This is a genomic window from Pseudomonas sp. 10C3 (genome assembly GCF_036346185.1).
GTDB lineage: Bacteria > Pseudomonadota > Gammaproteobacteria > Pseudomonadales > Pseudomonadaceae > Aquipseudomonas.
The window spans coordinates 22,396-36,461 of the sequence record NZ_JASJVE010000040.1 but is presented as its reverse complement, the minus strand read 5'-3'; the positions used below and the strand labels follow the sequence as shown (position 1 = coordinate 36,461).

Genomic DNA, 14,066 nt, shown 5'->3' with positions numbered 1-14,066 from the left:
CTCTGGATAACTCTTTGATTTACAAGGAGTTTTCCGTTTCATCTGCTCCGGAAGAGGTGCGAATTATAGACAGATTTTACGGGGCGTCAAGGGCTTATTGTCACCTTTGTTACAGCGGGTGCCTTTTGAGCCTTTAACCGAGGGATACGCCTAGCAATTGCCGGGATTCGCAGGACTAACAGCAATGCTCCAATGACTGCGTAGACAGCCCACTCTTTAAGGTCTGCGCGAACTATCCAGAGCATATGCAGCAATCCCAGCCCAAGAATCACGTAAACCAATCGGTGAAGCTTCTTCCAGCGAGCGCCTAATCGGCGCTGACTATAGCGATTGGAAGTGACCGCCAACGCCAGCAGACAAACAAACGCCAGACTGCCGACAATAATGTAGGGCCGCTTAATCAGCTCTACCCCCAACTGAGCCCAATCCAACCCGAGGATAAAGACCGCATAGGCACTCAGGTGCATGACCACATAAGCGAAACACCACAATCCAAGCTGCCGACGGACCGCGATCCATCCCGCCCAACCGCTCAACCGCTGCAACGGAGTCATCGCCAACGTGATCAGAAGCAAAATCAAGGTACCCAACCCCAGGCGATCGACCAGGATCTTGCCGGGATCAGGCCCCAAAGCAAAGCTCCAGGCCTGATACAACCAAAGAATAGGGGCTACGCACGCTGCAACGAAGACGCCCACGCGCCAAAAGGGATAACGCATCAGTAGTTCTTCCGCAGATCTAGGTTGCTATATAAGGAGGCAACCTCCTCCCCATAACCATTGAACATTTCCGTCCGCCTGATATTCGGGCTGAACAACCCGCTCGGCAGGCGTCGCTCTTGCGCTTGCGTCCACCGAGGATGATCCACAGTCGGATTCACATTGGCGTAAAAGCCATATTCACTCGACGCGATGCTCTGCCACGTCGTTTTTGGCTGCTCGCTGACCAGACTGATACGCACAATCGACTTCACGCTTTTGAAGCCGTACTTCCATGGCACGACCAGACGCAAAGGCGCGCCGTTCTGATTGGCCAGATCCCGCCCATACATACCCACCGCAAGAATAGCCAAGGGGTTCATCGCCTCATCCAGACGCAAGGCCTCGACATAGGGCCAATCGATCAGGGCAAAGCCGGAGCGCTGGCCAGGCATGCTTTTAGGATCTTGAAGTGTTTCGAAGCGGATGTACTTGGCCTTCGAAGTGGGCTCCACCTGCTTAAGCAATTCCGATATGGGAAAGCCGATCCAGGGGATGACCATCGACCAGGCCTCTACACAACGCAGTCGGTAGATTCGCTCTTCCAGTTGATAGGGCTTCATGAAGTCTTCGAGCGCATAACGCCCTGGTTTTCCAACCTCGCCATCGACCACCACACTCCACGGCTCGGTTTTCAAGGTGCCCGCATTTTTCGCAGGGTCACCCTTGTCGGTCCCGAACTCATAGAAGTTGTTGTAGTGAGTTGCGTCCTTGAATGGCGTAATCGCCTCACCCTTGACGGTGACGGCCTGCCATTTGGTATCAGGCAGTTTTGCGTTGAACCATGCAGGCGCAGAACCCGGTTCTACCCCCGCATAGGGAGAAGGATCAGCGGCACTGGCCCAGCGCGGCAGCGCACTGATGGCCAGTCCGGCGATGGAGCTACCGAGCAATGCGCGACGGGAGATATAGAATGATTCAGGCGTAACATCCGACTCTTTACAGGCGGATGCCGCAGGTAGCTTGATTAGCATTGATGACTCCACAGCTAGAGGAACTTATGCACCAGTAGGCTGTGGAGTATGGTAGAAATTGCAGATCACTCAGCCGATTTGTGACGACGAAGTCGTAACAAATATTGCACTGGCCCTGAGGCTGCGTAGGCAAGGAACACGAGCAGGAGGATACGAGGCGGATCACTGAACACGACCGCAAAGACCAATACGACGGCAAGAATGGCGACAAAAGGCACGCGCCCCTTGAGATCCAACTCCTTGAAACTGTTGTATTTGATATTGCTGACCATCAGCATGCCAGCGGCAGCCACCAGCAAAGCAACCAGAAACGACATTTTCGATCCCTGGATGCCGTAGTCACTGAAGGCCCAGACCGTTCCCGCCACAACACCCGCCGCAGCCGGACTGGCCAGGCCAATGAAGTAGCGCTTGTCGGCCTTGCCGACCTGAGTGTTGAACCGTGCCAGACGCAGCGCAGCACCGGCGACATAGATGAAGGCGACCATCCAGCCGACCTTGCCCATATCCCCCAATGCCCAGCCAAACGCCAATAAGGCGGGCGCGACACCAAAGGCAACCATGTCGGCGAGCGAGTCGTACTCGGCACCGAAGGCACTCTGAGTATTGGTCATGCGTGCGACACGACCATCAAGACCGTCGAGTACCATCGCGACGAAAATGGCGATAGCGGCAAAGGCAAAATACTTGCTCGCCCCGACCTGATCGCCAGCACTCAACGCGCTCTGCGCACTCATCGAGCTGATGATGGAATAGAAGCCAGCAAAAAGGTTCGCTGTAGTGAACAGATTAGGCAGCAGATAGATACCACGATGCCGGACCTTACGCCCTTCGGCATCATGCCCTTCTTCAATGTGCTCATCGATCGGTAGCAGGCTTTCGGCGTCAGAGGCCTGGTTTGGCTCTTCGGGACGTTCGCTCATGGACAATACCTTGCAACGGTGTGGAGAGTTTCGACAGATGTTTGCGACGAGGGTTCGTCATCAAACGATGCAGCTTTATACCAGAAGCGTGCAACCAAAACGAAAAAACGCGGCCGAAGCCGCGTTTTTCCAAAACAAAATCCTGGAACCAGGGATCAGTTCTTGGCTTTGTCGACGATCTTGTTCGCTGCAATCCACGGCATCATGGAGCGCAGTTTTTCACCGATGATTTCGATGCCGTGATTAGCGTTGTTACGACGCTTGGCAGTCATCGAAGGGTAGCCAGTGGCACCTTCGCTGATGAACATCTTGGCGTACTCACCATCCTGAATGCGTTTCAGGGCGTTGCGCATGGCCTGACGCGATTCGGCGTTGATCACTTCCGGACCGGTCACGTATTCGCCGTATTCAGCGTTGTTCGAGATCGAGTAGTTCATGTTGGCGATACCGCCTTCGTACATGAGGTCAACGATCAGCTTCAATTCGTGCAAGCATTCGAAGTAAGCCATTTCCGGCGCGTAGCCAGCTTCAACCAGGGTTTCAAAGCCTGCTTTGACCAGCTCAACGGTACCGCCGCACAGAACGGCTTGTTCGCCGAACAGGTCGGTTTCGGTTTCGTCTTTGAACGTGGTTTCGATGATACCGGTACGGCCGCCGCCAACGCCCGAAGCGTAGGACAGTGCGACGTTTTTGGCGTTGCCGGATGCATCCTGGTAAATAGCGATCAGGTCAGGAATACCTGCGCCTTTGACGAACTCGGAGCGCACGGTGTGACCCGGTGCTTTCGGCGCGATCATGATCACGTCGAGGTCAGCGCGAGGCACGACCTGGTTGTAGTGGATCGCGAAGCCGTGGGAGAAAGCCAGGGTTGCGCCTTTCTTCAGGTTCGGCTCGACTTCGTCACGGTACAACTGGGACTGGAATTCATCCGGGGTCAGGATCATGACAAGGTCAGCAGCAGCAACAGCAGAAGCAACGTCAGTCACTTTCAAGCCATGAGCTTCAGCCTTGGCGACAGTAGCCGAACCCTTGCGCAGACCAACAGTGACATCTACGCCGGAGTCTTTCAGGTTGCACGCTTGAGCGTGGCCCTGGGAACCGTAACCGATGATGGCCACTTTTTTGCCCTGGATGATCGAAAGGTCGCAGTCTTTGTCGTAATAAACTTTCATGAAATTCCCCTGTTATCCTGGCCGTTCAGGCCATTTGCGTAATGAGTTAAATGCTCAGCACTTTGTCGCCACGGGCAATGCCCGTCACGCCACTGCGTACTGTTTCCAGGATCGCCGAAGTTCCGATAGCCTGAATGAAGCTGTCCAGTTTATCGCTCGTTCCGGTCAGTTGCACGGTGTACACGCTACTGGATACGTCAACGATTTGCCCACGGAAAATATCCGTGGTGCGCTTGATCTCGGCGCGCTGGGCGCCAGTGGCCTTGACCTTGACCAGCATCAGCTCGCGTTCGATGTGCGCGCTTTCAGACAGATCGACCAACTTGACCACTTCAATCAATTTATTGAGGTTCTTGGTGATCTGCTCGATCACCTCATCGTGCCCCACGGTGGTCAACGTCAGGCGCGACAGGGTCGGGTCTTCAGTCGGCGCCACGGTCAGGCTTTCGATGTTGTAGTTGCGCTGCGAAAACAGACCAACAACCCGTGACAATGCACCAGGTTCGTTTTCCAGCAAAAGAGAAATGATGTGCCGCATGATTAAGTCCGCTCCGTCTTGCTCAGCCACATATCGCGCATGGAGCCGTCTTTGATCTGCATCGGGTAGACGTGCTCGCTGGTATCAACCTTGATATCAAGGAACACCAGGCGGTCCTTCATGGCGAAGGCTTCTTCCATCATCGGCTTCAAATCTTTCAACTCAGTGATTCGCATCCCGACATGACCATAGGCTTCGGCCAGTTTTACGAAGTCCGGCAAGGACTCCATGTAGGAATGTGAATGACGAGCGCCGTAGTTCATGTCCTGCCACTGACGCACCATACCCAGCGCGCCGTTGTTCAGGTTGATGATCTTCACCGGCAAGTCGTACTGCAGGCAGGTGGACAGCTCCTGGATGTTCATCTGGATACTGCCTTCACCCGTCACACAAGCGACATCCGCTTCTGGAAAGTTCAGCTTGACACCCATGGCCGCCGGGAAACCGAAGCCCATGGTGCCCAGTCCGCCGGAGTTGATCCAGCGGTTAGGCTTGTTGAAGCGATAGTACTGAGCTGCGAACATCTGGTGCTGACCCACGTCGGAGGTCACGTAGGCATCGCCACGCGTGACTTCGCTGAGCGTCTCGATAACGGTCTGAGGCTTGATGATGCTGCCGTCACCCTTGTTGTAAGGGAACATATCGCGATCAGCGCGCCACTCATCGACCTGCTTCCACCAACTGGCAACCGACTCCTTGTTAGGGGTTTCGCCGATGTCCTTGAGGGTGGCGACCATTTCGGTCAACACGCTCTCTACCGGGCCTACGATCGGGACGTCGGCCTTGATGGTTTTGGAGATCGAAGCCGGATCGATATCGATGTGGATGATCTTGGCGTTCGGGCAAAATTTTGCCGGGCCGTTGATCACTCGGTCATCAAACCGCGCACCGACCGCCAGGATCACGTCAGCATGGTGCATGGCCAGGTTGGCGGTGTAACTGCCGTGCATACCGAGCATGCCGAGAAACTGTCGGTCGTTGCCCGGGTAAGCACCAAGCCCCATCAAGGTATTAGTGACGGGTACGTTCAGCAGCTGTGCCAGCTCGGTCAATGGCGCAGAGCCATGACCCAGAATGACGCCGCCGCCTGCGTAGATGATCGGCCGCTTGGCCGCCAACAGCATTTCCACTGCCTTGCGAATCTGCCCCGAGTGACCACGCACAGCCGGGCTATAAGAGCGCAGCTTGGCTTTTTTCGGGAAGACGTATTCGAACTTCTCGGCCGGGTTGGTCATATCTTTCGGGATATCGACCACCACCGGACCAGGACGGCCGGATTGCGCCAGGTAGAACGCTTTTTTCAGGACCTCAGGAATTTCCGCAGCGCTTTTGATCATGAAGCTGTGCTTCACGATTGGCCGGGAGATACCGATCATGTCGGTCTCTTGGAACGCGTCGGTGCCGACCATGGTGCTCGGAACCTGGCCAGACAGGATCACCATCGGGATCGAGTCCATGTAGGCGGTTGCGATGCCAGTGATGGCATTGGTCGCTCCAGGGCCCGAAGTCACCAGTACCACACCGGCTTTACCGGTGGCACGGGCATAACCGTCAGCCATATGAGTTGCTGCTTGCTCATGACGAACCAGGATGTGAGTCACAGCCGGTTCTTTGAACAGCGCGTCGTAAATATGCAGGAGGGCACCACCAGGGTACCCATAGATATTCTTAACGCCTTCGTCACGCAAAAAGCGGACGACCATTTCAGCGCCAGATAAAAGCTCCACGTTGTTCACCTCTAAAACGCCAGAATACCGCCCACAAAAAAGGGACGGGTCTTAATAGGTTTACTGCTAGCAGAGCATGAGCGACGGTGGTCGCCGACTACGTCAGCACTGACTGAGCAAGTATTGGGAGGTCCCCAAAGTGTTTGCGGGGCTTTCCCACCCAGCGCGAGGTAACGCGTTGCGGGTGTTACAGGTCGACGCGGATGTGCGCCTCATGATCTACCGAGAGGGTCTGCTTCTGGCAGTCCATCTACAGCGAACGTTGGATTGTTGTGATTAGACCTCTTCAAGTCAAGTCATCCGTGCGCTTTCTTCCGACTAACCGCATGAAAAGTCACTGAGTGACGGCTGCTGGCATGCACTTATGGTAGGTTGCCGGTGCACAGCCATCGAAGGAGGCACCATGCGCTACAGGACCCTAGCGGCCGCTCTTTTGTTTACAGTGAGCGCCACCAGCCAAGCCGGGCAGATCTATAAATGGGTCGATGCCCAAGGCCAGACTCATTTTGATGCGCAACCGCCAGCCGGGCAGTCGACGCAACAGATTGATGTGCAGAAGGCTCCGCCAGCCCCTCCCCGCCCTTCCCCGGCGGCAGGCAGCGTGCAGGGCGACCAGAAAGCAATAGAAAGCAAAGTCAAAAAACAGATTGCGGTGCAGGAGACCAAACGGGCGAAGTATTGCGAAGACGTAAGGACCAATCTGGTCCAGCTTCAAAACAATCCGCGCCTGCGTGAGGAAGTGAATGGAGACGTGAGGCGTTTGACCGAGGAAGAGCGTCAGACCCGAATAGCCGAAACCCAAAAAACCATTAGCGAAAACTGCCAGTAAACGCGCCAGGCAAAGAGCCGAGCGTCAACTGACCTCGGTGATCAGTCGATCGAACTGCGCCAGCAGTTGCTGAAGCTGTCGAGCTTCACCCTGACGGCTTGCATAGACCATCTCGGCCATTTCCAGAATACCCGACGCATTGGGTAAGGGTAGATCCTGTTCGAGGATGACTTTCATCCGCGGTAGAAAAATCCACTGCAACCACTGGTCGAACTCCAGCGTATCCACGGAAAAAGGCTCGCGACTGGCCAACGCCTGCTCACTGGGTGGCAGATCACTCCACCAACCCAGCACACGCAGTTCACGCTCGATCAGCAGCAATTGCTCTGCGATCCGAGGGAAGCGCCTATCCATCAGAAGCTGACCTTGGCTTTTTGGCGGGCCACTGCTGCGCCAGCCGGATCCCCCTGCTTCTCACGCGATTGGGCAATCAAACCCCACAGGCTTGCCTGCAGACTTGGCCGCCCATTGGCGTAAGTCAGGCCACGGCGAGCGAGCTGTTCGGCCTGCGCTGCATCCCCTTGAGCCAGACGCACTTGCGCCAGACGGTAAAGCACTTGCGGCTCACGGGGCGCCACACGCTGGGCACGCTCAAGGCTCGACGACGCGCCATTCAGATCGCCGCTGGCTTGTTGCTGCTGAGCCGTCGTGAGCAACGACAAGACCGGGCCATCCAGCTGTTCGTCCGCAGACAAACCGCCACCACTTGGGATACCGCTCGGCATTACAGGCGCAGGCGCGCCGTAGTTGCCGGTATTAGCGGGCGCCGTATTCACGGGGGCAGAGTTGATCGGCGATGGGCTGATCGGCGACGTATCGATCGGGCTGGTGCTGATCGGCGCAGTATTGATTGGCGCCGCGTAACTCTGGATCGGCGCAGAACTACCACCACCGCCAGGCACCATCACCACTACACCTGAATCTTGCGGGATCGCTTGCCGCTGCTGAGGCTGGGCAACATTGGGCCGATACGTGCCCTTGTTGTTGGCGGGGATACGCTCACTGTTGGAGACCTTGCTACCGGAGTCCACCACCGGAATTGAGCCACGCTGCACGCTGGCACAGCCATTAAGCAAAGCCAAAGCCGTTACCGCAGGAATCCACCACTTATTCACATCACATCCTCTTTGCTTAATTCAACCAGCCCTTGACCCAATCCATCACTGCATCGGCCGGTGCTGGATTGACACCGCCACAGGCTGCGCCGGGTGCCGGTTCACTGCCGCGAATATACGGCATCTGGACCGCATTCGGGCAGGTTGAATCGGAGCCTTGACCGGTACTGGCATTGATCCAGACCTGAACCACATTGTCCGGCTGCGGCATATCCAATGGAAGTGGGTCTGCCTTGCGCATGAAGCTTGTCCAAATCTGCAACGCGCCGGTGGCACCGGTAAACGGAGTCTTGCCGTTATCATCGCGGCCCAGCCAGACAACGGCCAGCAAGTCCTGACTGAAACCCGCGAACCAACTGTCACGCGAGTCGTTACTAGTGCCGGTTTTGCCCGCCAGATTCAGAGAGCTCGGCAGTTGACTGTAGACCGACTTACCCGTGCCTTCGCGCATGACGCGCTGCATCGCATTCTGTACCAGGTAAATCGAGCCCGGATCGAAACGCTGCTGAATCTGGAACGGATAACGCTTGAGTGGCTCGCCCTCGGCAGTCAGTACGCTGCGAATACCGCGCATCGGCGTATTGAAGCCACCGTTTGCAATGGTTTGGTACATGGTTGCCACCTCCATCGGACTGAGCCCGCCCGCGCCCAGCAACATCGACGGATACGCAGGCCATTCACGGGTCACACCCAACTTGGCCAAGGTTTTGAACACATTCGGCACACCCAGCTCAAGCCCCAGTTTGGCCGTGGACAAGTTGTAGGAATGTGCCAACCCTTGGTACAGGAAAATGTTGCCATGCGCCTTGCGGTCGTAATTCTGAGGTTTCCAGATCTGACCATCTGCACCCTTGACCGAAAATGGCTCGTCGGACACCCAACTGGTCAGCGTGTACTGACTTGGACGCTCGAGGGCCGTGAGATAGATGGCCGGCTTGACCAGCGACCCAATCGGCCGTACGGCATCGATTGCCCGGTTGAACCCGGCATACCCTGCCTGACGGCTACCGACCAACGCCTGGACTTCGCCGGTTTCCGGATTGGTCACGACCATTGCCGCCTCCACATCCTCGGAACCCTTGCGACCCGCCAACTTCTTGAATGTTTCGTTGACCGCGGCCTCGGACTTCATCTGCAGGATCGGATCAAAACTGGTGAAGATGCGCAGACCTTCTTCGGTCAAGTCTTCGTCGCGATAGTCTTCACGCAACTGACGTTTGACCAAGTCCAGGAAGCCGGGGAACGAGCTGTCCGCCAGGCTGCCAGTCTTGGTCACACCCAGCGGCATTTTCTTGGCCGCAGCGACGACTTCCGGCGTCGCCACGCCCTGTTGCTCCAGAAGGTCGAGCACCAGGTTGCGGCGTTCCAGCGCGCGCTCGGGATAGCGGCGCGGGTTGTAATAGGAAGGGCCTTTAACCATGCCGACCAGCAGCGCTACCTGATGCAACTTCAGTTCGGACAGCGGCTGGCTGAAGAAGTACTGGCTGGAGAGACCGAAACCGTGGACTGCTCGTTGCCCGTCCTGCCCAAGGAAGACCTCGTTGAGGTAAGCCTCGAGGATTTCCTGCTTGCTGTAGTGCACCTCCAGCAGCAAGGCCATCATGGCTTCGGTCAGTTTCCGGTTAAGGCTGCGCTCGTTGCTCAGGTAGAAGTTCTTGACCAACTGCTGGGTCAGCGTACTGCCGCCCTGACGCATCTGCCCGGCAGACGCGTTGACCCAGAACGCCCGGGCAATCGACTTTGGCGACACACCGAAATGGTGATAAAAATCCCTGTCTTCAACCGTGATCAGCGTATCGAGCAAATACGGCGGCGCCTGATCGATCTTGATCAGGATGCGGTCTTCGAGATTCTTCGGGTAAAGCCCGCCGATCAATAACGGTTCGAGCCGCGCAACCGACAATTTCGAGCCATCGGTCGCCGATAACCCGGCCACATAGTCGCCCGAGAAACGCACGCTGACTTGCTGTGCAGGGTCCGTGCCTTCATAAAACTGGAAACCACGGGTATTGAGATCGACCCTGGTGCCGTTCACCGCTGCCGCGCCCGGCCCATTGGCGACGCTTTCACGGCGATAGCCCAAGGCATCGAGTTCAGTCAGGAAATCGACCTGAGAAAGCTTTTGTCCGACGAATAGCTCCAGCGGGCGGGCGTAAACCTTGGCCGGAATCGTCCAGCGCTTGCCAGAAAACTTTTCCTGGACGATAGCGTCGAGATAAACCGCAAAGCCTGCGAGCACGACAAGGCCTACCAGTCCGAGCTTCAAAGCCCAGCCAAACCAGGTGCGAAGACCGCCAGAGGCGCGTTTTTTGGGGGTACGGGGAGTGCGGGTACGAGTCATGGCGGCGGATTATACGCACTTTGTTCACGATCGACAGGCACCCTCGGGCGGTTTGCAGCGCAGCCATGAATCGCCATAATAGCAGCCTTGATTTTCAACCCCTTGAAGGATCGCCTGTGAGCCAGTCCCTGATTGCCGCGCTGCAAAACCCGGCCCTCTATCCGCATCCGGTAGAAGGTTTCCAGGTCATTGAGACGCATATCTCGTGGGTGCTGCTCACCGGCCCCTACGCGTACAAAATCAAGAAGCCGGTCAACTTCGGCTTCCTCGATTTCACCAGCCTGCCGGCACGCGAGCATTTTTGTCGCGAAGAGCTGCGCCTGAACCAGCGTCTGACTAGCGATTTGTACCTGGATGTCTTGCCGATTACCGGCAGCGTTGAAGCACCGCAACTGGGCGGCGATGGCGAGGTCATCGAGTACGCACTTAAAATGCGCCAGTTCCCACAAAGCCAGTTGCTCAGCACGCTGCAGGCCAATGGCGAATTGACGCCGTCGCACATCGACGAGATGGCCAGGCAGATTGCAGAGTTCCACATCAACGCACCGCACGTCCCACAGGAACATGCGCTTGGCGCACCTGAAAGCGTGATGGCGCCGGTCCTGCAAAATTTCGAACAAATCCGCCCGTTGATCAGTGACAAGGCTGACCTGCAGCAACTGGACGCGCTCCAGGCGTGGGCTGAGTCCAGCTTCGAGCGACTCAAAGACCTTTTCGCACAGCGCAAGGCGGCAGGTTTCATTCGCGAGTGCCATGGCGATATTCACTTGGGAAACGCCACGCTGATCGACGGCAAGGTGGTGATTTTCGACTGCATTGAATTCAACGAGCCCTTCCGCCTGACTGATGTCTATGCCGACATCGCGTTCCTGGCCATGGACCTGGAAGACCGCGGCCTGAAATCACTGTCACGGCGCTTCATCAGCCAGTACCTGGAACTGACCGGCGATTATCAGGGCCTGGAACTGCTGAATTTCTACAAAGCCTATCGTGCACTGGTCCGTGCCAAGGTTGCATTGTTCAGCCTGCCAGAGCACGCCGATCCCGTGCAACGCGCCAGCACCCTGCGCCAATACCGCAATTACGCCAACCTGGCAGAAAGCTACAGCGCCATCCCATCGCGGTTTCTGGTCATTACCCACGGTGTTTCCGCCGTCGGCAAGAGCCACGTAGCCATGCGTCTGGTGGAAGCATTGGGCGCGATTCGCTTACGCTCTGACGTCGAACGTAAACGTCTTTTCGGCAAGCACAGCGAGAACGGCGGTATTTATAGTGCCGACGCCAGCGTTGCCACCTATACCCACCTGCATCAACTGGCTGACAACGTATTGCGCGCAGGCTTCCCGGTCGTGATTGACGCGACCTACCTCAAGCGCGAGCAACGCGACGCCGCAGCAAAAGCTGCCGAGGCTTCGGGGGCGCCGTTCCTGATCCTAGATTGCAACGCGCCACAAGCGGTGATCGCGGGTTGGCTGGCGCAACGTCAGGCGCAAAATGTTGATCCGTCCGACGCGACCATTGAAGTGATTGAAGCTCAACAGGCCCATCGTGAAGCCTTGGGCGCTGATGAGATTCTGCGCAGCAAACGCGTCGAGACCAACAACAGCAGCGATCTTGATGGTCTGGTTGCCCATATCCGCCAGCGCCTGCCGGGGCTGTAAGCGATACTTTGTGCCGTGACGCAGTTAATGCTTCACGGCACAAAAATAGTGGCATTATACTGGCGCCACAATTCCAACAGGAGATGCCCCCATGAGCCAGCCTAAACAGCTCGACTCCCCGCTCTACGCTCTTCTGCACCAAGACGACATCACGGCCTTCAATGAACAGAAGCCAAAAACGGGTACCGTCGATCTTGTCGGCGGAGATTTCCGCGGTCTTGATCTACGCAGGCTGGACGCCACCGGTGTCGATTTCACGGATGCCTATTTTCGTGCAGCCGATCTACGCGGAGTGGACCTGCGTCACACCGCACTGGAAGGCGCCAGCATTGGCCATGCACAGATCTCCGGGACTTTTTTCCCGGCGGAACTGACGGCGGATGAAATTCTGATGTCTGTCAACTTTGGCACCCGGTTGCGCTACAGAACTAAATGATCGCCCGATAATCGGGCCCCGCACGCTCTATCGTGCGGGCCTGATCGTGCTGCCCATGTCCCCTGCGCATACCTGCCCCCTCCGAACTTGCCCCTGTCGAATGTCGCCTTCCCGAGCGAGCTTTAGCCTGCTGTATCAATAGCCCGCGCTTTCGCCACTGCCCGCTACACTCCTTTCAGATTTGCTCACACCGCAAACACAGTGCAGTGCTCAGCCATCGCAAGGAGGCTCGATGAACGATGAACTGCAACACTTGAAAAACCTCGGCAAGACGTCTGCCCAATGGCTGCATGCCGTCGGCATTCATAATGCTTCCGACTTGCGTCGGCTAGGCCCGGTGAACGCTTACAAAGCGGTACGTGCTCGAGGTTTTCGAGCATCGAAAGTGCTGCTTTATGCCATTGAAGGCGCGCTGTTGGACATGCATTGGAATGACATCCCCGTCGAGCGTAAACAAGCTCTGAACCAGCAACTTGAAGCACTTGCGCCGACCCAAAGGTACTAGGCGTCAATCCGTTGAAATTAGTTATGGACCAGGCATTGACACGCAACTGAGAATCGTTATTATTTCTGCAGCTGGTCGATGATTTGAAAGGCCAGTGGTTCGGACTCTCAGATTATCTCCTCATCAGGCTAATCACGGTTATTGACCCGGCTTTTTGCCGGGTCTTTTTTTGCCTGTATGAAAGCGCCGCCATCGCACTCGGCTAGTGCCCCGGCGCCAGCACGCCTAGCCGGGTCAGCACATCGTCGAGCAGGCTCGAAGCCCCTAGTCGCACACGATTGACATTGACCCAATGCGGGCCGAAGCGGGCACGAGCCAGGTCGAGATAGACCTGCGCATCCTCGAACGTGCGAATCCCGCCTGCCGCTTTGATTCCGGCCTGCCCGCCTGCCTCGGCAATCACCTCCAATATGATACGTCCGGCCTGGGGCGTGGCATTGACTGCGACTTTTCCAGAACTGGTCTCAATGAAATCAGCACCCGCCGCCAGGACGTCCACGCAGGCCTTACGGATAATCTGTGGGTCTTTCAATTCACCGGTTTCCAGAATGACCTTGAGTACCGCCCGTTCGCCACACGTCGTTTTGCACGCCGCAACCAAGTCCATCGCCGCTTGCTGGTCACCAGTCAGCAGGGTGCGATACGGGTACATCAGATCAATCTCATCGGCACCGGAGGCCAGGGCACCCCTGGTTTCAGAAACAGCGGACTGGATGTTGAGCCCGCCGTACGGAAAGTTGGCGACGGCGGCGACGCGCACCGTCTCCGCGTGCAATTCATCCAGGGTACGCCGCGCCAGTTGCACAAAACGCGGATAGACACACACGGCGGCGACAGTCCCCACGGGCGTTAGCGCTCGCTGGCAAAGGGCGATAATCCGCGCCTCTGTGTCATCGGCGTTGAGCAGGGTCAGATCAAGCAATCCGATCACTTGACGCGCCAACTGCTCATCCTGCGGAGTCATTTCGTTCATTCTGTCCAATCCCTTACACAACAGGCAGAACAATAAACGAGGCCGATGCTCCAGACTCGATCAAGCGTCGAACAGGGACATGGACTACAAAACTAAGGGAAGAGTCCGAATGAA

Annotated in this window: 14 protein-coding genes; 4 read left to right on the top strand and 10 right to left on the bottom strand. The window is 56.7% G+C overall.

Features of this window, described 5'->3' with window-relative positions:
- Positions 1-86: 86 nt before the first annotated feature.
- The 6 genes from msrQ to QN399_RS25140 all read right to left on the bottom strand — a co-directional run bounded on the left by msrQ (position 87) and on the right by QN399_RS25140 (position 6,092).
- Positions 87-719 carry a protein-methionine-sulfoxide reductase heme-binding subunit MsrQ gene (gene msrQ / locus QN399_RS25165; RefSeq protein WP_322177856.1) on the bottom strand — a complete coding sequence of 211 codons (633 nt, stop codon included), beginning with the start codon at positions 717-719 and terminating at the stop codon, positions 87-89.
- Positions 719-1,732 (bottom strand): protein-methionine-sulfoxide reductase catalytic subunit MsrP, encoded by a 1,014-nt coding sequence (gene msrP / locus QN399_RS25160; RefSeq protein WP_322177855.1) that lies wholly within the window; start codon positions 1,730-1,732, stop codon positions 719-721. The genes msrQ and msrP overlap by 1 nt, the downstream gene beginning before the upstream one ends.
- 65 nt (positions 1,733-1,797) lie before the next feature.
- The gene (gene pssA, locus QN399_RS25155) at positions 1,798-2,655 is read right to left on the bottom strand and encodes a CDP-diacylglycerol--serine O-phosphatidyltransferase (RefSeq protein ID WP_322177854.1); all 858 of its coding nucleotides are present in this window, start codon (positions 2,653-2,655) and stop codon (positions 1,798-1,800) included.
- 155 nt (positions 2,656-2,810) lie between these two features.
- The gene (gene ilvC / locus QN399_RS25150; RefSeq protein ID WP_219063788.1) at positions 2,811-3,827 is read right to left on the bottom strand and encodes a ketol-acid reductoisomerase; all 1,017 of its coding nucleotides are present in this window, start codon (positions 3,825-3,827) and stop codon (positions 2,811-2,813) included.
- A 46-nt stretch (positions 3,828-3,873) separates the two neighbouring features.
- Positions 3,874-4,365, bottom strand: a complete 492-nt coding sequence (ilvN, locus tag QN399_RS25145) for an acetolactate synthase small subunit (RefSeq protein ID WP_219063789.1) — start codon at positions 4,363-4,365, stop codon at positions 3,874-3,876.
- Between the two features lie 2 nt (positions 4,366-4,367).
- Positions 4,368-6,092 (bottom strand): acetolactate synthase 3 large subunit, encoded by a 1,725-nt coding sequence (locus tag QN399_RS25140; RefSeq protein WP_219063790.1) that lies wholly within the window; start codon positions 6,090-6,092, stop codon positions 4,368-4,370.
- A gap of 403 nt (positions 6,093-6,495) precedes the next feature.
- On the opposite strand from QN399_RS25140, the gene QN399_RS25135 reads away from it, so the two are divergent.
- Positions 6,496-6,921, top strand: coding sequence for a DUF4124 domain-containing protein (locus tag QN399_RS25135; RefSeq protein WP_330201840.1), 426 nt, complete (start codon positions 6,496-6,498; stop codon positions 6,919-6,921).
- Positions 6,922-6,945: 24 nt separating this feature from the next.
- Here the strand turns inward: QN399_RS25135 and QN399_RS25130 are convergent, their stop codons facing one another.
- From QN399_RS25130 to mrcB, 3 genes are read right to left on the bottom strand one after another with little or no spacing between them, the layout of a single operon-like run.
- Positions 6,946-7,275: a YqcC family protein gene (locus QN399_RS25130; protein ID WP_330201839.1), complete on the bottom strand. Its 330-nt coding sequence runs from the start codon at positions 7,273-7,275 to the stop codon at positions 6,946-6,948.
- The gene (locus QN399_RS25125; protein WP_322177851.1) at positions 7,275-8,036 is read right to left on the bottom strand and encodes a tetratricopeptide repeat protein; all 762 of its coding nucleotides are present in this window, start codon (positions 8,034-8,036) and stop codon (positions 7,275-7,277) included. Before QN399_RS25125 ends, QN399_RS25130 begins: the two co-directional genes overlap by 1 nt.
- A gap of 16 nt (positions 8,037-8,052) precedes the next feature.
- Positions 8,053-10,377 carry a penicillin-binding protein 1B gene (gene mrcB / locus QN399_RS25120; RefSeq protein ID WP_322177850.1) on the bottom strand — a complete coding sequence of 775 codons (2,325 nt, stop codon included), beginning with the start codon at positions 10,375-10,377 and terminating at the stop codon, positions 8,053-8,055.
- A 116-nt stretch (positions 10,378-10,493) separates the two neighbouring features.
- Here mrcB and QN399_RS25115 point away from each other — a divergent pair, with 116 nt between their 5' ends.
- From QN399_RS25115 to QN399_RS25105, 3 genes are all read left to right on the top strand, one after another.
- On the top strand, positions 10,494-12,038 hold the full coding sequence (locus QN399_RS25115) for a bifunctional aminoglycoside phosphotransferase/ATP-binding protein (RefSeq protein ID WP_330201838.1): 1,545 nt from the start codon (positions 10,494-10,496) through the stop codon (positions 12,036-12,038).
- 91 nt (positions 12,039-12,129) lie between these two features.
- The gene (locus QN399_RS25110; RefSeq protein ID WP_322177848.1) at positions 12,130-12,474 is read left to right on the top strand and encodes a pentapeptide repeat-containing protein; all 345 of its coding nucleotides are present in this window, start codon (positions 12,130-12,132) and stop codon (positions 12,472-12,474) included.
- 232 nt (positions 12,475-12,706) lie between these two features.
- Positions 12,707-12,979, top strand: a complete 273-nt coding sequence (locus QN399_RS25105; RefSeq protein WP_322177847.1) for a TfoX/Sxy family protein — start codon at positions 12,707-12,709, stop codon at positions 12,977-12,979.
- A gap of 202 nt (positions 12,980-13,181) precedes the next feature.
- On the opposite strand, the gene deoC is transcribed toward QN399_RS25105, so the two are convergent.
- On the bottom strand, positions 13,182-13,952 hold the full coding sequence (gene deoC / locus QN399_RS25100; protein WP_322177846.1) for a deoxyribose-phosphate aldolase: 771 nt from the start codon (positions 13,950-13,952) through the stop codon (positions 13,182-13,184).
- Positions 13,953-14,066 lie beyond the last annotated feature (114 nt).